General features: G+C 35.5%; 20 protein-coding genes. 9 read left to right on the top strand and 11 right to left on the bottom strand.

Annotation, left to right across the window (positions count from 1 at the left end; genetic code table 11):
• Nucleotides 1-402 precede the first annotated feature (402 nt).
• The 9 genes from DI076_RS16875 to DI076_RS16835 form a co-directional block, all read right to left on the bottom strand.
• Nucleotides 403-939, bottom strand: coding sequence for a GNAT family N-acetyltransferase (locus tag DI076_RS16875; protein WP_245918495.1), 537 nt, complete (start codon nucleotides 937-939; stop codon nucleotides 403-405).
• Nucleotides 940-973: 34 nt separating this feature from the next.
• A complete protein-coding gene (locus tag DI076_RS16870) occupies nucleotides 974-2,617 on the bottom strand; it encodes a PEGA domain-containing protein (RefSeq protein WP_108960871.1) in 1,644 nt (547 codons plus the stop codon).
• Nucleotides 2,607-3,377 (bottom strand): ABC transporter permease subunit, encoded by a 771-nt coding sequence (locus tag DI076_RS16865; RefSeq protein ID WP_108960870.1) that lies wholly within the window; start codon nucleotides 3,375-3,377, stop codon nucleotides 2,607-2,609. The genes DI076_RS16870 and DI076_RS16865 overlap by 11 nt, the downstream gene beginning before the upstream one ends.
• Entirely contained in the window at nucleotides 3,367-4,209 is an 843-nt protein-coding gene (locus DI076_RS16860; RefSeq protein WP_245918494.1) for an ABC transporter permease subunit, read from the bottom strand. The genes DI076_RS16865 and DI076_RS16860 overlap by 11 nt, the downstream gene beginning before the upstream one ends.
• A gap of 52 nt (nucleotides 4,210-4,261) precedes the next feature.
• Complete coding sequence (locus DI076_RS16855; protein ID WP_108960868.1) at nucleotides 4,262-4,723, bottom strand: PTS sugar transporter subunit IIA; 462 nt, start codon at nucleotides 4,721-4,723, stop codon at nucleotides 4,262-4,264.
• Between the two features lie 35 nt (nucleotides 4,724-4,758).
• Nucleotides 4,759-5,652, bottom strand: a complete 894-nt coding sequence (locus DI076_RS16850; RefSeq protein WP_245918493.1) for a hypothetical protein — start codon at nucleotides 5,650-5,652, stop codon at nucleotides 4,759-4,761.
• Between the two features lie 9 nt (nucleotides 5,653-5,661).
• Nucleotides 5,662-6,660, bottom strand: coding sequence for an ATP-binding protein (locus DI076_RS16845; protein ID WP_174705068.1), 999 nt, complete (start codon nucleotides 6,658-6,660; stop codon nucleotides 5,662-5,664).
• A gap of 168 nt (nucleotides 6,661-6,828) precedes the next feature.
• The gene (locus DI076_RS16840; protein WP_002973362.1) at nucleotides 6,829-7,107 is read right to left on the bottom strand and encodes a hypothetical protein; all 279 of its coding nucleotides are present in this window, start codon (nucleotides 7,105-7,107) and stop codon (nucleotides 6,829-6,831) included.
• Between the two features lie 78 nt (nucleotides 7,108-7,185).
• Complete coding sequence (locus DI076_RS16835; protein WP_167396539.1) at nucleotides 7,186-8,727, bottom strand: cellulose synthase family protein; 1,542 nt, start codon at nucleotides 8,725-8,727, stop codon at nucleotides 7,186-7,188.
• Nucleotides 8,728-8,847: 120 nt separating this feature from the next.
• Between DI076_RS16835 and DI076_RS16830 the strand changes: the two genes are divergently transcribed.
• On the top strand, nucleotides 8,848-11,031 hold the full coding sequence (locus tag DI076_RS16830) for a hypothetical protein (RefSeq protein ID WP_108960866.1): 2,184 nt from the start codon (nucleotides 8,848-8,850) through the stop codon (nucleotides 11,029-11,031).
• On the top strand, nucleotides 11,028-11,771 hold the full coding sequence (locus tag DI076_RS16825; protein WP_108960865.1) for a motility protein A: 744 nt from the start codon (nucleotides 11,028-11,030) through the stop codon (nucleotides 11,769-11,771). Before DI076_RS16830 ends, DI076_RS16825 begins: the two co-directional genes overlap by 4 nt.
• Nucleotides 11,772-11,778: 7 nt before the next feature.
• On the opposite strand, the gene DI076_RS16820 is transcribed toward DI076_RS16825, so the two are convergent.
• A complete protein-coding gene (locus DI076_RS16820; RefSeq protein WP_108960864.1) occupies nucleotides 11,779-12,765 on the bottom strand; it encodes a class I SAM-dependent methyltransferase in 987 nt (328 codons plus the stop codon).
• 208 nt (nucleotides 12,766-12,973) lie between these two features.
• On the opposite strand from DI076_RS16820, the gene DI076_RS16815 reads away from it, so the two are divergent.
• The 6 genes from DI076_RS16815 (at nucleotide 12,974) to DI076_RS16790 (ending at nucleotide 17,645) form a co-directional block, all read left to right on the top strand.
• Complete coding sequence (locus DI076_RS16815) at nucleotides 12,974-13,387, top strand: ribonuclease HI family protein (RefSeq protein WP_108961041.1); 414 nt, start codon at nucleotides 12,974-12,976, stop codon at nucleotides 13,385-13,387.
• The gene (locus DI076_RS16810) at nucleotides 13,384-13,743 is read left to right on the top strand and encodes a hypothetical protein (RefSeq protein WP_245918492.1); all 360 of its coding nucleotides are present in this window, start codon (nucleotides 13,384-13,386) and stop codon (nucleotides 13,741-13,743) included. Before DI076_RS16815 ends, DI076_RS16810 begins: the two co-directional genes overlap by 4 nt.
• 33 nt (nucleotides 13,744-13,776) lie before the next feature.
• On the top strand, nucleotides 13,777-14,199 hold the full coding sequence (locus DI076_RS16805) for a Fur family transcriptional regulator (RefSeq protein ID WP_108960863.1): 423 nt from the start codon (nucleotides 13,777-13,779) through the stop codon (nucleotides 14,197-14,199).
• On the top strand, nucleotides 14,190-15,476 hold the full coding sequence (locus DI076_RS16800; RefSeq protein ID WP_108961039.1) for a CCA tRNA nucleotidyltransferase: 1,287 nt from the start codon (nucleotides 14,190-14,192) through the stop codon (nucleotides 15,474-15,476). Before DI076_RS16805 ends, DI076_RS16800 begins: the two co-directional genes overlap by 10 nt.
• A 179-nt stretch (nucleotides 15,477-15,655) precedes the next feature.
• Nucleotides 15,656-17,170 carry a porin gene (locus DI076_RS16795; protein WP_108960862.1) on the top strand — a complete coding sequence of 505 codons (1,515 nt, stop codon included), beginning with the start codon at nucleotides 15,656-15,658 and terminating at the stop codon, nucleotides 17,168-17,170.
• Nucleotides 17,171-17,174: 4 nt separating this feature from the next.
• On the top strand, nucleotides 17,175-17,645 hold the full coding sequence (locus tag DI076_RS16790; RefSeq protein ID WP_108960861.1) for a hypothetical protein: 471 nt from the start codon (nucleotides 17,175-17,177) through the stop codon (nucleotides 17,643-17,645).
• Between the two features lie 99 nt (nucleotides 17,646-17,744).
• Here DI076_RS16790 and DI076_RS16785 read toward each other — a convergent pair whose 3' ends face one another.
• Nucleotides 17,745-18,191: a hypothetical protein gene (locus tag DI076_RS16785; protein WP_108960860.1), complete on the bottom strand. Its 447-nt coding sequence runs from the start codon at nucleotides 18,189-18,191 to the stop codon at nucleotides 17,745-17,747.
• 116 nt (nucleotides 18,192-18,307) lie between these two features.
• On the opposite strand from DI076_RS16785, the gene DI076_RS16780 reads away from it, so the two are divergent.
• Nucleotides 18,308-20,347: a methyl-accepting chemotaxis protein gene (locus DI076_RS16780; protein WP_245918491.1), complete on the top strand. Its 2,040-nt coding sequence runs from the start codon at nucleotides 18,308-18,310 to the stop codon at nucleotides 20,345-20,347.
• The last annotated feature ends 64 nt before the right edge of the window (nucleotides 20,348-20,411 follow it).

Below are 20,411 nucleotides of genomic sequence, written 5' to 3'. Positions count from 1 at the left end.
ATAAAAAAGTTCGCAGTTCATGGGAATTATTTTTCTAAATTGGCTCGGGACCTCGTGGCGATATGAGACATAATATTGGTATAATGTGACATAATTCGTTTACGTGAAATATAAAGATAAGAGGGGTAATGCGGCGGTAAAGGGAGTGTTTCAAGAAGGATAGGTGGTCGTTTAACGTGTGGTAGATTACAAAATCAAAGACTGTATACTGTTAGGTGCTTCCTGTAGGCCTAGGCGAATTGTGTTTGCCACCTGACGGCGAAAAGGTGAACTTGTTTGGATTTATTTTTGTCAAAACCCAGATTCGTATGGATAGATTTGCCGTTATGTGATAGATGGAGCGTATTGGGTGGCGGGTGGATTACCCCACCCAGTTCGATACGGGCGGGGATCTATACCTTCCTACTCTCCCATACAGTATTTTCTCATAACAGTCACCAAACGACTACCAAACGGAACTATTTCCACCTCTTCCCAGCCAAGTCGAACATACAGATTAACAGCAGTATCAGAAAACAAATATAGTTCAGAAAATCCTCTTTGCTTTGCCAAAAATTCTAACTGCTTACAAAGCAATGCCCCATACCCTTTTTGGCGCATCTCAGGAATTGTATACACCAAACCTAACCAGTGTTTATGGATTTTGAACTTTGGCTGAAGGTCCAAAAGACCTACGTGATTATAAATTCCTCCCGTTGCGATCGGAACGGAATCGATTGTCATAACAACTTGTAACTGTGTTTCATCAATCAACACGGATTTTATTTTAGCCAAAGATTTATCTAAAGGAATTTTCCACTCTTCATGATACCAATTTGTTATAAGTGAAATTAATTCAGTATCATGAGGTGACAGGATGCGGAACTCAGCTTGATTCACAATTTTTGATTTAACTCCTAATAAAGCATCAGAATCTAATCCATCGGATGAATCAATCAACTCCAGAAGATACAGAATTCACCTAGATTTACTTTTAATAGCGAAGATGGAATTGCATATAACTATACCCTTCAATTGCCGACTGACCGTAGTTAGCAAATTCCGGATTGATTGGCAAATAACCAATTTCGATTGTTTCCTTATCTAATCCTAAATAATAAAAGGTAGCTGCAGAGACAAGCATAAGTCCCATCAAAATCACCATTGGTCCAGCCACAAGTTGGCGTTTCCTACGATTTTCAATCGGTAACGTACCAGCAATCAGTTTTAAATTTCTACCTTTTGATTCTGCATTTTCGATCACTTGATTTTGCGTGTAATACCAAAAAAAGAATTCATTTGGATTATTTTCGTAGAAGGATCTGATTGCAATCGCATTTGTGAAAGTAACCTGAGATCGAGCTCCCGAATATGCTTGCCTAGATGCATAGTTCAAATATGCATAACTTGCGTAAAATAATAACGCACCATATAGAGAGTATGTCGTAAAATCTTTATAGGTATGATCCAGAAATACATTTTGTTTATTTTTATAATAAACTTCAGACTGACCTTCTCGCAACTGCACATCTAAAGAAGTTTCCTCATTTTCTATTGCATCTATAGACCGAAAAACATCGATATATCCTTCTTTTGATACTCGGAGTCGATTCATGCCTGTTGGGATGGACAAATGTTGAATCGGTGTTTTTCCCAAGTATTGAATCCCTAAGTAAACATCTGATTCTACATTTGAAGTGACAGAAATATAAGAACTACTCAACTTAATTGAAAGTTTAACATCGACTTCGAATTTTTTCCCTTTCTCAAGAATGACTTCAGACTTATAAGGATGAAAACCTTCTTTAAAAATAAATAACGATCGCCTTCCGATAGGAAACTTTTTCTCCGCAAGTGGAGTTTTACCTAAATAAATTCCATCCAAATAAACAAGTGCACCCTCTTCTCCATTTGCAGTCAAACTGAACGTAGTTGTCTCTTTTCCTTGCAATTTCTCTTTTATGGATTCACCAAGTGGACCCATTTCTTGGTAGGCTCGAATTACGGATGTTTGGTGTTCAAAGGGGATTGTTTTTCCTTCATAATCATCGAACAAATAAACCTTCGTACGCAAAGAATTCTCAACCACTTCGTAAGAGCCAAACAGAAGATAGTCACAGCCATATTTGGAAGCAGTTCCAAATGCCTCGTCAACTCGTAATGGCTTTTTATCCCACATCTGTTTGATCGAAATCTTTATGTAACGGGGATCTTTTTCTGGAGAAACTTGTTTTTTTCCGATTCTTAGATCTTCTAAATCTTTTTCGTCGGATATCTCTTTCTTTTTTCTTTTTACATTCGGAGATTCTGCATCAATTTTTTCCTGTAAGGTTGAAACAGGATTTTCACCAAAAGAATGATAAATTATATTCTTTCTAGGATATTCTACATAAGTATATTCTAAATTTCTAAGATCGGAAAGCAACACAGAAGGAATTCCTTTCATTAGATATTCTTTTGTAACATCTTCCTTAATTGCAACAAATGGGAAAATACAAAGATTTCTGCTTGATTCAAAAGTAACTCCACCTTTGTATGATTGACTGGGGAAATTATAATAGTCATCAATGGAAAATAATGGAAGAGTATTTCCTAGTAGTCCCAAAATGAGCAATGCAGCAGAAATTTTATGTTTCATGTTTTTGATTGCGGGACCCCAATGAATAAACCAAAGTTAAAATAGCGATGATGGGAAGCAAAACGGAAAATGGAGACTTATCGAAATAATCTTTTGAAAATGAGATTTGTTCCCCTAATCCTGGCCCAGTGTCCCCCACCGAAGTTTGGATACCCAAATAAGAAAATAATGCCGTAGTCATTACAACAGTCGGTAATCCAGAAAAAAATAAAAACCGAAACATACTCCTAAGTGCAGGCAGATAATGTAGAACAATCAGATGATAAGGTTTTGCACCAAAACAAAGCGAAGCCGCTATGTATGGACTTATTCGAATCTCTCTGATTTTAGCAGTTAATGATTCGTAAACCACTGCCCAATCAGATACTAAAATTGCGATCATAATCGAAATTGGATTATTTGGAAGTATACTGATCACAATTAATGCAGACAATAAGGAAGGAATGGCAAGTGAAACAGAAACAAAACCCGATAGAAAAAAATCAGATCGTTTTGGAAAAACCAAAGTTAATGTTGAGACTAAAAAAGAAAACAAAATCGTAAGTAACCTTGCTGGAACTACGATGAGTATTGTCGACATGGATCCATAACAAAACAAAGCTAAATTATTTCTCCCCAATCGATCGGTTCCCAACATAAATCCATCTGAAAAGATTGGTAAATTATTATTGGTTAGATCAACATAAGAAGGAACTGGTAAAAATAAAATCCCCCAAACAATAGTTCCAAAAAACAAAATACGAATCGAATTAAGGAGCATTTCGATACTCCCCAGAGAAATAATTTTGCAAATGGTATCCAAGTCGATTTAAACTATAAAATAAAATCCCTGAATACATAAGTAAAGTTGATAACAAATAAGTATCCATGGATTTTATCGAGTAATATAACGATTTTCCAATTCCCGGAAAAAAGAAAATTTCTTCAACCACCATGGCGCCAGATAACAATGAACCAAAATCTAATACCAAAAGTATAAATGAAACAGGTAATACTTTTAAAAATATTTCTACCCTTACAATGTAACTCCAAGGATAATATCGAGTCAAAAGTAATTGAACGTATTTAGATTTAGATTCTTTTATGACTTCTGGCAAAAGGTACAATGACAATCTAGCAAAAATTCTAGAACCCAATGTAATGCCTGGTAAGACAATGAAGTATGTGTTCCCTGTCTCATATCCACCGGGAGGAAACCACTCAAGTTTATAGAAAAATACGATTAACAAAAGTATGGCGACTATAAAAACTGGAGTTGACAATATAAAATTAGAGATTGTTTCAACAATTATGTACAATCGATTGGAACGAAAATAAATTGTTAGTAAAGCCAATCCAAACGCAAAAGTAGCGCCAAATAAAATACTAAAAAGTGCTAAATGTGTAGTAGCAAAAAAACGATTTGTGATATGTCCATAAACAGATTCACCATTTTGCGTTTTGCCACCAGCTTCCCATACTAAACGTTCCCAAAATTCAAGATACGAAGTTAGAATATTTTTATTTGCAGTTTCTAAACTGGAAATTGCAGAATCTGCATACAAATAGGATTTATCTTTTGTATGAAATTCTGATACAAAACTACTAATCATTGACAAAAGTAGCAGGAAATAAAGAAAACGGAAAACTTCCGACTTCACAGTGTTAACTTTTGGAAAGGAATGCCTTTTGGATTTCTTCGAAGTTTTTGGCTTTAATCAGTTTCTCCCTTTCCTCAGGGATGTTTAGAGTTTTTGCAATTAAAGCTAATGTCTTAATGTGATCCTGAAATTTGTTTTTAGGAACAATTAACATGATAAAAATTTGGACAAGGCCATGGTCCAAAGCATCAAAATCGATTCCGCTGGGTGCAATTGCCATTGCACATTTTAATTCATTTACGTAATGAACGGAACAATGAGGAATCGCTACACCACTTCCGATACCAGTTGACATTGATTTTTCTCGATTCATCAACGAAGCAACTGTTTCGTCTTCATGAATTGCGTCTAACGTTTGTGTGGCGACCATATGCGAAATCATTTTCCGAATTGCATCTTCTTTCGTTGATGCTTTAAAGTCGAAAATGATATTTTTAGGATCCAGAATCTCCAGAAGTTGATTCATTTGGTATTACTTACTCCCACATTTCCAAACTCGACTTATTTTCCAAGAAAAACCCTTACAAATAGAGACTCTATCAGAAAAAAAACGACCACTACCCATATACCACTTATACCCAATTTTCCTACAAAAAAAGCAATCGGGAGTAAAATAAGGAAACTGACAATTGTCACATAAAAAGAACCGTAAAAATTCCTTCCAGGTGCTAATTGAATAAAAAAGGCCAAAGAAGCATAGGACAAGTTCCAAGAATAACCAGTTAACCCAACACCAATTCCCCAAACAAAAAATAAAAGGAACCAAGCAAGAAAGAAACTAAGAAGTATTGTGCGGCGAAAAGAAACCCATGCAACACTTACTAATAAAAATATACCTAAACTTTCTGCGATTGATAGGAAGAATTTTGAATTTGAAGAACTATCAGAAATCCAAGGTAAAGACATGGGAAGCAAACTAGTTTCAATAGGTATACCAACACTAGATGCAAGACTATATTCTGATCTAAGTTGATACCCCATGAGAGAAAATGAGGAATCAAATATATACAAAAACAATATGACAAAAATGGAAATTGGCAACCGTAAGGAATAATATTGTATTAAAAAAAAGTGAGCCACAAAAGCAAATACCATAGATACTGATAATAAAATTGGGTTCAGCCATGCAGTAGGGATAATCAGTAAGATGATCAGCAATTGCGAAATCAGACCGATCCAATATGGAGTTTGTTTATTCCTTATGCAAACACCCAAATAAAGAAAAGTGAGAATCGAAGCCAAAACAATTGGTAGGATTGGTAACGGCATTACAAAAGCCAAAGAGTACCCTAAAAAAAATATGAGTGTTAAAAAATAAAATAGATCAGCAAAAATTTCTGATGATTTAATCCCCCAGCTATTTTCAGAAAGTATATAAAGGTTTTTTAACATCATAAATTTTGTTTAAACAACCTCTTCGATTCGTTTTCGAATATCAATCCCTGCCGGGCAGTATACTGTACAAATTCCACAACTAACACACTTTTCTTTATCGAATTCTTCGATTTTTCCTTTAATCAATTGGAATGGATTTGCTTGAGTTGGGCAATATTGGTTACATTCCAAACAATCGATACAACTGAACTCTTTCCTAACTGCTGGGAGTTTTTCGTACAATGTAATTGCATAATGTTCATAGATATTAAAATAACCTAAGGAATTTACATCCATTGGCTGAATTGCTTCGAAAACCGTATCAAAGGAAGCAATCTTATAACGTTTGTCTAAATTTGCAGGAATAAAAGCCAAGGATTGACCATTTGTCAAAAAAAACTGTCTAGGTTCTAAATCCATTCGACCTTTACGGTCCACCAAAAAGACAGCTAAGTGTCGTTTGGTGAATGGTTCACCGAAATACAATTTACGTAATATATGATAAATTGTCTCTGCACCCAAGTATAAAATCTCATTTGATTGAAGAGATTTTTTTGCCTTTTTGACATCCCATTGGAATTGTTTATGTAAAAAATATTCAGGGATACCATTAGGGTGTTCAAACTTTAATGTTGGGATCTCAAAAAAGTTTTTAACTTCTACTTTGGGAAATGTAGTTTTTAGTAATTCAATGAAACTGGAATAAGCTTCTTTCATTGAAGTTAAAATCATTTCTTCAAAATCTAAATGTTGGTAACGTGAAAAGGGAGATAATACAATTTGAATTGAAGGATTGGATTTAAATTTTAAGAAATAATCCTTAAGTGGCATTTCAACGATATCAAGAGATGCCAAAGCACCTTCATCAAATGCATTTATAAGTGATGAAAAATCATAACTCTTAAATTGATAAATTGAACTGGTTGACCAAGAACCATCTTGTTTGATTTGAAAAAATTTTTGATCAGCAGTTAATGTTGCGACTCCATTTACAGGTGCGAGAACCTTTGTACCGTTATGCGAAAGCATAACTTGCCCGTGAGTCACTCGAGTAGGATAGGAATCAGTAATTTCGCTGCCCGTAGGAACGGGGATCAGGAATTGACCCTGAATCGTCCGTTCTCTTTTATTTTCAGTTTTATGAAATTTACGAGCGAAGGCGCGAGGTAACCTGGGAAACAACACGCCAGTAATGATTTAGACGGCTTTCACCATGTAGATTTCGTCTTTGATTGGGAGCTCTTTTTTCAAATTTTTGATGTAAGGTAAAATTTCTCCCATTTCTTCGTAGTATTCACAATTTGTTTGCATACGACGAGCGACGGTAAAGTATTTATAAAGTTTTTCTTCACCGGAACGTTTTGACCATTTCTTCTTGTTACATTTTACGCGAAGAATGTATTTATCTTGCTCCGATTCGTATTGGCGAACCACAACACAATGCAAACAGTTCGCGCAGTAGACTTTTTCACTCATGGATGACCCCTGGACCTAGGTTGAATTTACAGCTTTTTGGAAGGAAAGGTTTCGTCAAGTAAGTACCATCGCTCTTCCTTAAGCGACGGCACGAAGTTCCTTTTCTGCTTTGGTCGCTGGTTTGAATTTCCAGAACGACTCTGCCACAGAAAGATAGGAGACATAGAAAAATCCGATAGAATAGAGAACCATAAAACCGATCATGTATGGTTTTCCGACCATGAAGGATAAATAAATGCAAAATACACAATAAGCACCCATAAAGAATTCGAGGAAAGCTCGGTAATCCACAGGAACCACATATTTGATTTTGTCCTGTAAACTATCCCCTTCTTTTTCAATTCTGAGTTTTGGAGTGCGTTTGAATCCCGATTGGACACCAAAAACGGCTTCTACCCAAGCATATGTGTTCATCACAGCAATTCCAGTTCCGATCATCACAAGAATAGGAAGGTACACCAATTTGGATTTCCAGTTTTTGTGAATTTCTCTTTGGGAATACGCGTAAAAAATAACAGGTCCCATGGAGCCAACGGAAAGAACCGCGGCCGATCCAAATAGAATTTCCATTGGGAGGTCATCCATTTTAAATCCTGCCCAATATTCCATCAGAAGGAGAGGAGCTGTGAGAAGGATGTTGATGATCATCAGTGGATGAACTGAATAATTGATTAAGTGGGTGATCGCCTCACCTTTGATTTTCCAAGATTCCTTGGACTTCCAAATGCGAGGGATGAGTTTGACTGCTGTTTGGATGGACCCTTTGCACCAACGGAATTGTTGTGCCTTGTACGCATTCATCGTTGCAGGGATTTCGGCCTTACAAACTACATCTTTGATATAACGGAATCTCCAACCTTTGAGTTCAGCTCGGTAGGATAGGTCAAAGTCTTCTGTGAGGGTATCATGTTCCCATCCACCAGCATCTTCAATGCAAGAACGTCTCCAAATCCCAGCTGTCCCATTAAAGTTCATCCAAAGGTTTGAACCATTTCGTGCCACTTGTTCAATCATAAAGTGACCATCGATTCCAAAACTTTGGGCTTTGGTTAAAATATTATAAGTTTCGTTGATATGGCCCCAACGTGTTTGGACCATTCCGATCGATTCATCATCAAAATACCCCATCGTACGGAGTAAAAAATCGGGATCTGGAGTAAAATCAGCATCAAAGATTGCGATATAATCCCCTTTTGCCTTCGCCATTCCTTCATCCAATGCACCAGCTTTGTGGCCTTTACGATTGGTTCTATGAACGTGTTCGATCCAAATTCCTTTTTTCTTGTACTGAGCAACAAGAGTTGCCACCTTTTCAATGGTTTCATCAGTGGAATCATCTAAAACTTGGATTTGGAGTTTTTTTGCAGGGTATTGTAAATTGCAAGCGGACTCAATCAAACGATCGACCACATAAAATTCATTAAAAATAGGAAGTTGGACCGTAACCGTTGGTAGGTTTTTGTCCTTTAAAGATAGGATTTTTGATTCATCCTCTGCGCAGTTTTGTTTGTATCTGCTATACAAAAACACCATGAGGTAGGTGTGTAACCCAAAGTAGAACAGAACTAAAATATCGAAACCGTAAAGAACCAAAAAGGATATAGATAAAAACGTGAGCATAGTTATAGTCAAAATCGACAAATAGGGTGTTTTGGTCAAACATTTTGTGCACCGCCAAATAAAAATAGAATTTCTTTCGTTTGCGATCAAGGCCCATACCACAACATTGGTTGCAATTCTATGGATTCTCAATGGAAACGATTCTGGGAAACCGGCCTCTTCCCTTCTCTCGAATTTAGCCTTAGCCTCTCGATAGGTTATGTTTTGTCTCTGTTCTTTTATGTTGCTGGGTCAGAATTATCTTTAATTGATAGGACAGATACAGCCTATCCCATCTTACAAGCGTTAATTGCTATTTTTTTTGCAGCTGGGTTTATTTATAGGAAATACAAACAAAACTTTCCATTTACCTTCAGTTTGGCACTACTAACACTTGCAATCGGTCAAGTGATTTGGCTTTTATTGGGGAACACTTCCGAATTCTTAATCGATTATATCTTTTCCTTCGAATTAGTTTTGATTGGTGGAATCTTATCTGCTTTTTCAGTTGGAATTTATGGCGGATCCTTACGTGACTTCAGGTTTTTGAGTTTTACTTTAGGAGTAACTGTATTTACTTTTTACTCCCTTTTTGAACCTAACCAAAACTATTCGATAAAAATACTTTTAGCCATATTATATATACTATTGTCGTTTTATTTTTTTAGCACTTTATTCCAACAAAATCCAATCTCTAGTAAGTTTTATAAAATTAGATCAAAAATTGGGAAACACCCTTTATTTTCGCCTTTTTATCGATCAAGTTTATCCTTACTCATTGCATATTGTATTCTCCATTTATATTTCCAACCAGGACCCAAAATACCTTTAATACTTTCTATATCATTCTCCGTGACTTTCGGAAGAGTATTATCACTATTAGGTGGATTAAAAAAAGAAACAAAAGCAGTGTTCTTAATAGGAAGAGTTGCCTTGTTGTTTGCTTTTTTCTTCTTTATTTACCAAACCTATTGGAGTTCATTTTACATTGCACTTTGCATCATTGGAGGAACAATCGTTGGTTTTTTTAAACCAAACAAAACACCTTACAAAGAATATATGATGATTGGTATGGAAACAGGAATATACTTGGGACTTTCGTTCCTTTTATATTTTTGGAATTTACCAATGGGAATTCGCACATTTACTGCTCTTTTGTTTGTTCCTGTTTTGGTTTATCCTTATTTATTGCAAAAACATATTGTCAGATTGCCTCGCATTCTAATGTTAGCTGGCGCAATTTTAATAGTGATCTTCTTTTTTTCTCCACCTACAATCCGAACAAACTCACCTTTTTCAAAAAAAGAGAATTTTGATCCGATCCCATTTGCCATCACAAATCTAAATTTTAATGAAGAAGAATATATTTTTTACAAATCTGTTTTACCTTTTCCTTCCAATCCTTTTTTACCAAAAAGATCAGAAATCAAAGATAAAATCGTTGTATTGGGATTGAGTTCTAACCAATCACAAATCATATCTTATATTGAAAGGTTAAGTGAAGAAAATCATCCGTTTTTAATCATTACGACTAGAAACAAAACCAATCAATTCCATCATATCAATGCACTGTCATTACTTAGTAGAAAATCATATTGGAATTTTGATATATACTATCCGAACTATTTAAGTCAAAAAATTACATTTGCACCAACACTTCCAAATGATTGGAAATTAAAGTATTTTCATGAAAAACTTGATAATGCTTCTTTCCAAGAAGTAGTGAACCACTTGGATTCTGTTTTAAAATATTCTTCAGGTGATTTAAGAAAAGACGCATTCGAGATTAAACATTTATACTATGAATCGTTTGCAGCATATGCAAAATTTTATCATAATATTGGCCAAAATAAATTAAGTTTAGATGCAATTGCATATGCAAGAAAATTTGAATCACCGAAACCAGATTTACTTAGAATTGCATTTAATAGTTTAAAATTCACAACACCTGAAGCAGAATACATCCCAATCCTTGAAGATTTGAGTATTGATTCAGAGTTCCAAGAGTTTGCTTGGAATTCTCTCATTCCTATGTTTGAATCTTTAGGAGACTGGAACAATGCTTTAAAAACAATGGGATTTTTAGAAAAGTATTATAGAACAAATAATCAAATTGAACAAGCAAATGAACTTGAACTAGCTAGAGTTAGGTTATACATCAACCAAGAAAACTGGAAAGAAGTAGAACCTATTATTTCTACACGTTTAAGAGAAAATCCCAATTCAGTGATTTGGGAACGATTGAAAAATGAAGTAATTGAAAAAAAAGACTCATTTAGACGTATCAGTATACGACCAGACGCAAAAGAGGCAAGAATCCAATGATCCATTCTACATTACTCGGTATCCTCGCAGCAATTTTATCCGTTTTTGTTGCGATCTTAATTGAAGGTGCATCATTACGATCATTTTTCCATATCCCAGCTATGTTTCTTATCGTAGGTGGAACGTTAGGTGCTACTTTTGCATCTTTTTCTATTTCACAAATTTCAAAAGCCATTCGGGATACTCGATTTGCATTGCAAAAACGGAGAGAAACAGATTTAAAACTTTTATTCTTTCGATTTTGGGAAAAAGCAAGGAAAGATGGATTACTTTCTCTCGAAGATGAATCCAAAAAATTGGATAACCCATTTTTACAAAAAGGAATACAATTGATAGTAGATGGCTCTGATCCAAGAACGATTGAAGAAATCCTTTGGGAAGCACATGAAGAAAAGGAGAAAGAAGATTTAAAGTCTGCAAGAGTCTTTGAAACAGCAGCTGGTTTTTCCCCTACCATCGGAATCATTGGAACCGTCCTGGGACTAGTAACGGTTCTAGAAAATTTGGATGGTGGAACGAAAGTACTTGGCCAAGGAATTGCTACTGCTTTTATTGCAACATTTTATGGTATTTCCTTTGCAAATTTAATTTTGTTACCTATTTCCAATCAATTAAAAGTAGTTGCAAAACGAGAAAGTAACGAACGTCAGGCGATCATGAGAGGAATTTTATCCTTACAATCTGGTGAAAATCGCAGAATTTTAGCAGAAAGAATCGATCCATTTGTCAACCAATCATGAGATGAGGTTATTTCGAGATTGGTACGATACAAAATAATTGGTGGATCTTTTGGTCCCTAAAGTCTGGTGGTATCGATTCCAATGTACGATTTATACATAGATACCCTCTTTCCTTCCATTCCTCTTCTTCAACTTCCATTTTAAACTTACGAAAATTAGTTGAGAACCAAATTTCGCCGTGATCGGTTAGAAATTTTGTTAGCAATAATAGAAGTATATTTCTATGTTTAGTTTGCACATCCCATTCTTCGTACATTTTTTTACTATTTGAGAATGTTGGTGGATCAAGGAAAATTAAATCATACCTTTCTCGGTTAGGGTTTTTAGCTTCACCTTCTAACCATTGCAATATGTCAGCATTGATAATTTGATGATTCTGACCAGTAAAGCCATTTCGTTGTAAATTTTGATTCGCCCATTCACAATATGTTTTTGAAAGATCTATACTTTTTGTCTTAATTGCACCACCTGACGCAGCGTATACGGAAAACGCACCAGTGTATGAAAATAAATTAAGAACAGATTTATTCCTTGATTTTTCTTTTAACCATTTCCGCGTAATTCGATGGTCTAAAAATAATCCTGTGTCTAAATAATCAGAAAGATTGATTCGGAATTCTAAGTTAGCTTCCTTTACCCAATGATCATTCCCTTCAATTGCTATTTTTTCGTATTGATCGGTGCCTTTTTGTTTCCTACGACTTTTTAAAAAAAGAGTATCACCTGATATTTGAAATACATTTTTCACAATTCCGGCAATTTGTGCAAATCGTTCTTCGTGGTCTGCTTCTGCTTGGAATCGTAACGAACTTTTATCATACAAAACAAATCCATTTGGATATCGATCCAATATACACGCAACTTGGGGTATGTCTTCAGAATAGATCCGATAACATTCTATATTTTCGCGTTTCGCCCATTTTTCGCGCTCTTTTTTTAATTTGCGAAGGCGATTTTCAAACATTATGAGGGCACCTAATCCTCGTTCCGTCATGGTTATTTCCTTATTTGGCGGGCTTTTTGGGTAGACTTCCCCGCCCTACTAGAGACTGGGTGGGGTTATCCACCCGCCACCCAATACGCTCCATATAACATACCTACCGAAAAAGTCCTCTTTAATTCAATTTCTAAGATTTTTTTTTTCAAAGAGGTTCATGTTTTTGATTGGTGATAGTTTCGTAATCAAAAATCATGTCGGCTATATGTCCTCTAAAGATACGACTTTTGTTTATTGTGATGGAAGTTCCCGTGGAAATCCTGGTCCAGCTGCAATAGGAGTTTCCTTTCAAGATAATGATGGGAATGAATTTTTGTCCCTATCTGAAAAGATTGGAAATGCTACTAACAATATTGCAGAATGGAATGCCTTATTTCGAGGTATGGAAGAAGCAATCAAACAAAATATCAAAAAAATAAAGTTTAGATTGGATTCGGAACTTGTCGTAAAACAGATGAAAGGCGAATACAAAGTCAAAAACAAAGATCTTTTAGTATTTAAAAATAAATGCGACCAACTCAGAAATTCATTTGATAGTTTTGAAATTCAATATATACCGCGCGAACAAAATGCACGCGCTGACCAACTTGCAAATCTTGCGCAAGACAACAAAGGATGAAAACTCAAATTCAACAATTTGTACTACTACTTTCCTTTTGGATGGCATTAGGATGTAATCCTTCCTATACAAAACAATTGGATAAAATTTTAGAAGAGGGAACTATCTATCAGTCTGCGATATTTTGTGAACAAAATAAAGTCCATCTAAAGGAAAGAGAGTTAGAATGTAACGAGGTTACAAAAAAAGCGAAAGAGGAAATTGATTCCATCATCAATCGTAGACTAGACTTAGGAATTGCACCAGTTATCATTGAGAAATCCAAAGGGAAAGAAATCGAAGAATTTTTAAAAGTACATACACAAATGGGGATCCGTTATTGGGAAATCTGGAAATCGAGTGTGATTTTAGAATAGACAATCTCTGCCATTTTGCGATAACCATTTTATATGGCTGGCGATCCTTCTCAAATTCTCAAAAAAATTGGACTCAAGGTTACGAAAAACAGAGAACAAGTTTTATCGATCTTACAAGGATCCCAAAGACCACTCAACCACCAAGAAATCATGGAAAAACTTCCGAAAGAAGAATCTTGGGATCGAGTTACTATCTATCGTGCATTATCTGATTTAGAAGAAAAAAATCTACTCAACTCTCTGCATTCCGCTGATCGTGTGACTTATTTTGAATTGAAATCGGATGGGAATCATGTTGTATCTTTTGCGCATGGCCATTTGATCTGTAATGTTTGCGGAAAAATTGAGTGTATCGATGATCCTTGGAATGGTATGCCTTCATCAAAACAACTAAAAGGTTTTACAACAGAATCAGTTGAAATTGTTTTTCGAGGCAAATGTCGAAATTGCCAGTAAACCTTTCCTCTTACATTCCTACCTTTCATAAAAATCATTTAGAGATCATCGACTCTACCTTAAAAAATTCAGGATTTGAATGTTATTTGGTAGGTGGTTCTGTTCGCGATTTGGTAATGAAAAAAATTCCCAAAGAATATGATCTCACTACAAATGCTGAACCAAAACAAGTTAAAAAGTTATTCAGAACTGTTATAGATACTGGCATCGAACATGGTACGGTAACGATTGTGATTGATAAGGTAAACTACGAAGTAACAACGTATCGTATCGATAAAGATTATACGGATGGTAGAAGACCTGGTCATGTTGAATTTGGTACAACGCTACATGAAGATTTAAAAAGAAGAGATTTTACAATGAATGCCTTAGCATTCGATCTTCAATCTGAAGAGTTAATCGATGATCATTCAGGCTTAGTTGATATAGAAAATCAAACAATTCGAACAATCGGTAACCCTATCCAAAGATTTTCAGAAGATGGATTAAGACCAATTAGAGCCCTTCGTTTTGCTAGCACACTTAACTTTACAATTGAAGAAGAAACTAAAAAAGCAATCCATCAAACGAAACATATCACTCAAAAAATTTCATTAGAACGATTCCAAGACGAAATATTAAAATCATTTGTAGGTGAAAATCCTGCTAAAATGATTCAATTGTTAGCAGAAGAAAATATTTTCCAGATTTTTCTTCCAACTATACCAATAGATCTTAAACCGAACGAAACGATTCTTTATAAGCTCAATCAAATTCCAAATGATTTGATTGGGTTCCAACTTGCCTTTGCTTTTTATTCGATTTTACCAAGCTTAACACTAAAAGAATTGGAAACTCATTTACGTACTCTCAAGTTTTCTGGACAAAACATAAAAGATACAATTTTGTTTTTTGATTTGTTGTTAAAATGGAATCAAATTGCGAATACAAGTTCTCTCTCATCGTATACGATTAAAAAAGATTTTTTAGCGCCCGTTAAACGACATTTTTTGAATCGATACGAATTGAATCGTAACTTTTATGAAAAATTAAAACCAATTTTTGGTGATCAAATCGAAACGATGATCACAATTTGGGAAAAAAATCCTCCCTTATTACTTTCCGATTTGGCAATGAACGGCAACCAATTGAGTGAAAATTTTCCATACTTACCAAAAACTAAATTTGGTGAGGTGTTAAACCAACTTTTGGACCTCGTTTTACAAACGCCTAAAGAAAATGAATATCTAAGACTTATCCAACATACTGCTGATTTAATAAACAAATTGTCCAAATAATTCTCGAAATGTAATGAAGGCTTTGGACGTTTTGTTCTCTTTTTAATCAAAAATTCCTTTTTTTTTCTGATTTTCTTACCTAAAATCAAAACTTCTCATTTTTTATTCCCATTCTAACCTCACCACTTGCCAACCTGGTACACAACTTGCACATCAACTTCACATAGGAGAAATGGCAAATGAGAAATAAATACACTCTATTAGCGACGATCGTTGCTACCTTATTTTCCCAGGCTTCCCTTTTTGCTCAGGCAAAAAAGGACAAAGACAAGCCTTGGTATGAGTTGGTAAATTTTTCCGGATATGTGGACGTATACTATAACTATACTTCAAATAACCGGCAAGGGGCAACCCAGGACACAGCAGGAACGTTTCATCAATACAACAAACAATTTGCTGTAAATGCGGTGAAACTTTCTATGGAAAAGTTAGCGGATAAGGAAAGCCCTTGGGGATTTCGTCTGGATATGCAAAATGGACAGAACAACATGTACCAAGAGCGTCCATACCAAACAACAAACTCACTCCATAACATGCAATTGTTACAACAAGCTTATGTATCAGCATACTTTCCAGTCTTAAAGGGATTAACAGTAGATGTCGGTAAGATGGCAACTCATATCGGACTGGAAGTCTTGGACTCGAAAGATAACATTGCTTATACCATTGGATATGTGTTCTACAACACAATCCCATTTATTCACACCGGTGCTCGTGCAAATTTACAAGTGAATGACAGACTTTCAACAAGTTTGTATCTCTATAATAGTGCACAAGGTACTGGTTACACAGGAAATGGACAACAATTTGGTTACGTAGGTTTATCACCTTACGGTGATGCTGCTGGTGGATCAAGTCTAACAAGCACACAACAACATGCATATGCAGATGGTCCAAACCCTACTAGAGCGATTGGAACACAAGTTAAGTATGATGTTGTTCCTGATAAGTTTCAAGTTGTATGGAACACATTACAAGCAAACGACAACATCAAAGGTAGACAAGACAATAGCCTTTACTACTTAGAACAAGCAACTGGAACGTCTTTTCCAAAACAATCTGCTTTCAAAACAGACCATTGGATGATCCAAAACTTGATTTTGATCTACAAGCCAACTGACAAGTTAACGACAATCTTTGACTATACTTATGGTGATAGATCAGGTCAAACAAACACAGCAGCTTATGGATATGAGCCAGGTGGGATCACAAAAAACAAGTTAGATGCAGCATTGCCAGGACTTGTTCCAGATTTACCTGCAGGTTTAACTGCTGCTGGTCTCACTGCAGATACCAACCTGTCTCGTGAGAACAGAGTTAGAAGAATCTACCAAACTTACCAAGTGCAAGCGAAGTATCAATTCACTGACTTCTTTGCTTTAGGTTTCCGTTTTGAGTATTTGGATGACAAACGATACGGTGGATCTCTCGCTGTAAACCCTCCATTGTTTGCTGTGACTCCTACAAACCGTTACGATCTTAAATTCCAAGATTCTATCGGAGCAAGAGCAACAAGTAACTATGGACAAATCAAAACATTAACATTCACACCTACTTTTGATCTCACTGAGAACCTCCAAGTAAAAGTGGATTTAAGAAGAGATTGGGGTCCTGGTCAACAATTCGTAGATACATCTGGAAGACCAGCGTCTCACCAAAACGGTATCATCGTTGGTATGGTAGCAAAATTCTAAGGAGATGAAAATGAATCAGAATAAAAAAACTTTGAAATCAAGTTTGATTGGAATCTCTTTGGCTCTTCTTTTAGCAACCAGCTTCGTTGGTTGCACAGAGTCAGGAGCTAAAAAGGAAGATGATCCAAGTATCTTACTTTACTTGGCAAATAACCCTAACAGCTTCAATGAAGTCCAAAGGATTTGTTTGGGAACTTATGCAGCTGCGAACTCATGTGTGGGAGGAACTGAATTCTTTAACCCAGGGGTAGGATGTGCATTAACCAAACTGGACGGGAAAACTGCTGAGCAACTAAATGCATTAAAAGAATGCGTGCTTAAAAAAGTAAACGATACAGTGCAACCTTGTAACTTACCACAATTCACTTACGCTCTTGCGCAACAAGCTCTTGCTGGTGCTTTTGCAGCATGTAACACTTCGTATACGACAACTGCCGGAGTTACGGTAGATTTGAAAGGATACCTAGTTTACTAAACCTTACTTACAGTCAGGAGATCACACTCCTGACTATTTCCTCCAATTTGACCATTCCCTTTATAATACATGATCGAAAGAAAAATGAATCAACGACACTTATGGTTTTTTATGTTCAACCTTCTCAACAAAGGACCTTCTGAAGATCACAGTGATTTCTTTATCTGGCAGAGATTCACCATCAAATTTACTAAGTGGTCTTTTATAAATCCAATACTCTCTGTCCCCTCCCCTTTTGATTTCATCTGGTACACCAATAAACTCTTTTACAAAATTACCGTTTTTACCAGGCAGGGTATCCTTGATTTCCTTACGTAATTTAAGACCAGCCAGTTGTTCTTTTGTCAACTTAGCAAGATCGTCCTCTCGTTTTTCTTCATCTGTTTGCATATCCTTAACAGAGTTTGACATAAATTCTTTGCACTTTTGTTCATCTTGGAACGTTTTCATACAATTTTCAAAAAGGTTTTCTTGGTTTTTTACCTGTACCGTTTTTGCACATTGCAAAGAGGCAAGTAGGATGGGAATGACAAGGGATTGTTTCATAAATCCTCCGTAGATCTTCTAAGAAACAAAATGAGTAAAATTTTGGAAATCATTAATCGTTCTGCAATGAAATGTTATAAAAAATCGTCTGAGCCTTTAGAATGAGTTTATTAGTAATGAGATTTCTATCAAAAATTTCTATCCAAAGCCGACTATTGCTCTTCCCTCTTCCTCTCATTGTATCCTTGGTATTTATCTTATTTTTGTTAGTCCAATCGCAAAATGAAACCCTAGAATTTTCTAGAAAAGAACAACTTGGATTGGCAACCATCCAACCAATTTCAGCAACGTACCGAGAGGGCCTAAGTAGATTAAAAATAGGACAAGAGTCTACTAAGGAATTAATTCCACTTCTTCAAGAGATCAAAAAACAAATCTTAAAAACTGAGATCATTAGCATAGATGCGGATGAAGTCGTGAATCTTGAACACTATACAAAAATGAATTCATTCGACCAAACTACGACACTCCAATTTTTGAACGATGCGCAGGAACTTTTGTTAAAGATAGGAGACCTTTCGAATTTAATCTTAGATCCAGAAGTTGATTCGTATTACCAAATGGAAATTGTATTATTTCGTGTGCCTTCCCTGTACCAAAATGTTTCCTTGCTAAAGGAAATGGTTCGAAACGAATACTTAGGTGCAAATTCAACATCAAAAACCTTTTCGAGTGAAAGCCTTACCAAGGCCATTTTAACTATTAATGGAATTGAAGTAACTTGTAAAGAAATTAGTAAATCCTACAAAAAATCATTCGATACAAATCAAAATTATAAACCAAAATTAGATGAAGCTAAAAAATTTGCCGAAAAATCTTGCTATGATTACACATCGGAACTAAAAAATATTTTTTTACAAAATAAAATTAAGCCCATATCATCAGATGTTCTATTCACAACCGTCCACAAAGGCACAGATAATGCAAAAATAATTCAGGAAAAATCAAATTCACTACTCGAACAAATGATCAATGACCGAGTGCAATTACTCACTTGGAAACGAAATTTTAATATCATTTTAGTAATTGTCGCATTACTCATATCTACTGTTTTCGTTTACTTTATATTCAAAAGTGTGAATGATCCGTTAAAAAAAGTGCTCATTAAGATTGATGAACTCTCAAGTGGGGAAGCAGACCTCACTAATAAATTACCTGACTTTGGAAACAATGAAATTGGTAAAATCACTTACTCCATCAATTTATTCTTAGAAAATCTTAATCAGATTATGAACCAATTAAAAATGTCAGTCAGCGAATCTGAGAAAGTATCATCAAAATTAAAACAAGATGCAATTTCTGTTTCAGATAACGCAACATCGCTTGCTTCTGTGTCAGAAGAATCGGCAGCCTCATTGGAAGAGTTAACCACTTCCTTCGAAATTATGTTCGAATTCATCACAAATGAAACAAAGAATATAGTAAAAATTACGGAAGAAATGACAACGATCAAAAGCTCAATTGCAAATATTGAAAAGGCACTTTTGCAATTAACGGACCTTTCGAATCAATCAACTCAACTTGCAAATTCTGGTAATGATTCGATTAAAAATACCGATATAACAATGACTGAAATCCGATCCGTGACAAAGGAGATCACGGGGATCATTGATTTGATAACTGAAATTTCAGAACGAACCAACTTACTTGCATTAAATGCTAGTATAGAAGCGGCACGCGCTGGTGATGCTGGAATGGGATTTGCTGTAGTGGCAGAAGAAATTTCAAAATTAGCTGACAAAACACAATCGTCAGTAAAGAGCATTAAAAAGTTAATCGATAAAAGTCATCTTGTAGTCAATGAAGGTTCCAGTCATGTAATGGAAGCTGTGAATGCACTCAGTGAGATAGTGGGACAATCAAAACGCATGAATAATGCAGTAAGCCATTTAAAAGAGGAAATGACAACTCAATCCAAAAGTTTACTCAGTGTTACAAGCGAGCTCAATGGTTTGGAAGAGATGGCAAGAACAATCGAATTCTCAAGTAGAGAACAGAAAAAAGCATCGGAAGACATGGTTAATACGGTCAATACATTATCTGGAAGTGCCCAAGAACTCGCCAATAATTCTGAAGATTTAAACCAAGTGAGCCAAAAAATTGGAGACATTGCAACTAACATTGCCATGATTACAAATACTTTTCGCACCCATTAATAAAGGTATTTTTTGAATTTACCACCTAACAGACACATGATTTTTTCAATTCTAAAATTTGTTT

The organism is Leptospira ellinghausenii, from assembly GCF_003114815.1.
Lineage (GTDB): Bacteria > Spirochaetota > Leptospiria > Leptospirales > Leptospiraceae > Leptospira_A > Leptospira_A ellinghausenii.
The sequence above is the reverse complement of the archived record's forward strand: the minus strand, read 5'-3'. Positions and strand labels throughout refer to the sequence as shown.

Coding starts and splice junctions, on each gene's coding strand:
- DI076_RS16870 (WP_108960871.1), bottom strand. CDS start 2,617: ATGAAACATAAAATTTCTGCTGCATTGCTCATTTTGGGACTACTAGGA.
- DI076_RS16865 (WP_108960870.1), bottom strand. CDS start 3,377: ATGCTCCTTAATTCGATTCGTATTTTGTTTTTTGGAACTATTGTTTGG.
- DI076_RS16860 (WP_245918494.1), bottom strand. CDS start 4,209: ATGATTAGTAGTTTTGTATCAGAATTTCATACAAAAGATAAATCCTAT.
- DI076_RS16855 (WP_108960868.1), bottom strand. CDS start 4,723: ATGAATCAACTTCTGGAGATTCTGGATCCTAAAAATATCATTTTCGAC.
- DI076_RS16850 (WP_245918493.1), bottom strand. CDS start 5,652: ATGATGTTAAAAAACCTTTATATACTTTCTGAAAATAGCTGGGGGATT.
- DI076_RS16845 (WP_174705068.1), bottom strand. CDS start 6,660: ATGCTTTCGCATAACGGTACAAAGGTTCTCGCACCTGTAAATGGAGTC.
- DI076_RS16840 (WP_002973362.1), bottom strand. CDS start 7,107: ATGAGTGAAAAAGTCTACTGCGCGAACTGTTTGCATTGTGTTGTGGTT.
- DI076_RS16835 (WP_167396539.1), bottom strand. CDS start 8,727: ATGCTCACGTTTTTATCTATATCCTTTTTGGTTCTTTACGGTTTCGAT.
- DI076_RS16830 (WP_108960866.1), top strand. CDS start 8,848: ATGGATTCTCAATGGAAACGATTCTGGGAAACCGGCCTCTTCCCTTCT.
- DI076_RS16825 (WP_108960865.1), top strand. CDS start 11,028: ATGATCCATTCTACATTACTCGGTATCCTCGCAGCAATTTTATCCGTT.
- DI076_RS16820 (WP_108960864.1), bottom strand. CDS start 12,765: ATGACGGAACGAGGATTAGGTGCCCTCATAATGTTTGAAAATCGCCTT.
- DI076_RS16815 (WP_108961041.1), top strand. CDS start 12,974: ATGTCCTCTAAAGATACGACTTTTGTTTATTGTGATGGAAGTTCCCGT.
- DI076_RS16810 (WP_245918492.1), top strand. CDS start 13,384: ATGAAAACTCAAATTCAACAATTTGTACTACTACTTTCCTTTTGGATG.
- DI076_RS16805 (WP_108960863.1), top strand. CDS start 13,777: ATGGCTGGCGATCCTTCTCAAATTCTCAAAAAAATTGGACTCAAGGTT.
- DI076_RS16795 (WP_108960862.1), top strand. CDS start 15,656: ATGAGAAATAAATACACTCTATTAGCGACGATCGTTGCTACCTTATTT.
- DI076_RS16790 (WP_108960861.1), top strand. CDS start 17,175: ATGAAAATGAATCAGAATAAAAAAACTTTGAAATCAAGTTTGATTGGA.
- DI076_RS16785 (WP_108960860.1), bottom strand. CDS start 18,191: ATGAAACAATCCCTTGTCATTCCCATCCTACTTGCCTCTTTGCAATGT.
- DI076_RS16780 (WP_245918491.1), top strand. CDS start 18,308: ATGAGATTTCTATCAAAAATTTCTATCCAAAGCCGACTATTGCTCTTC.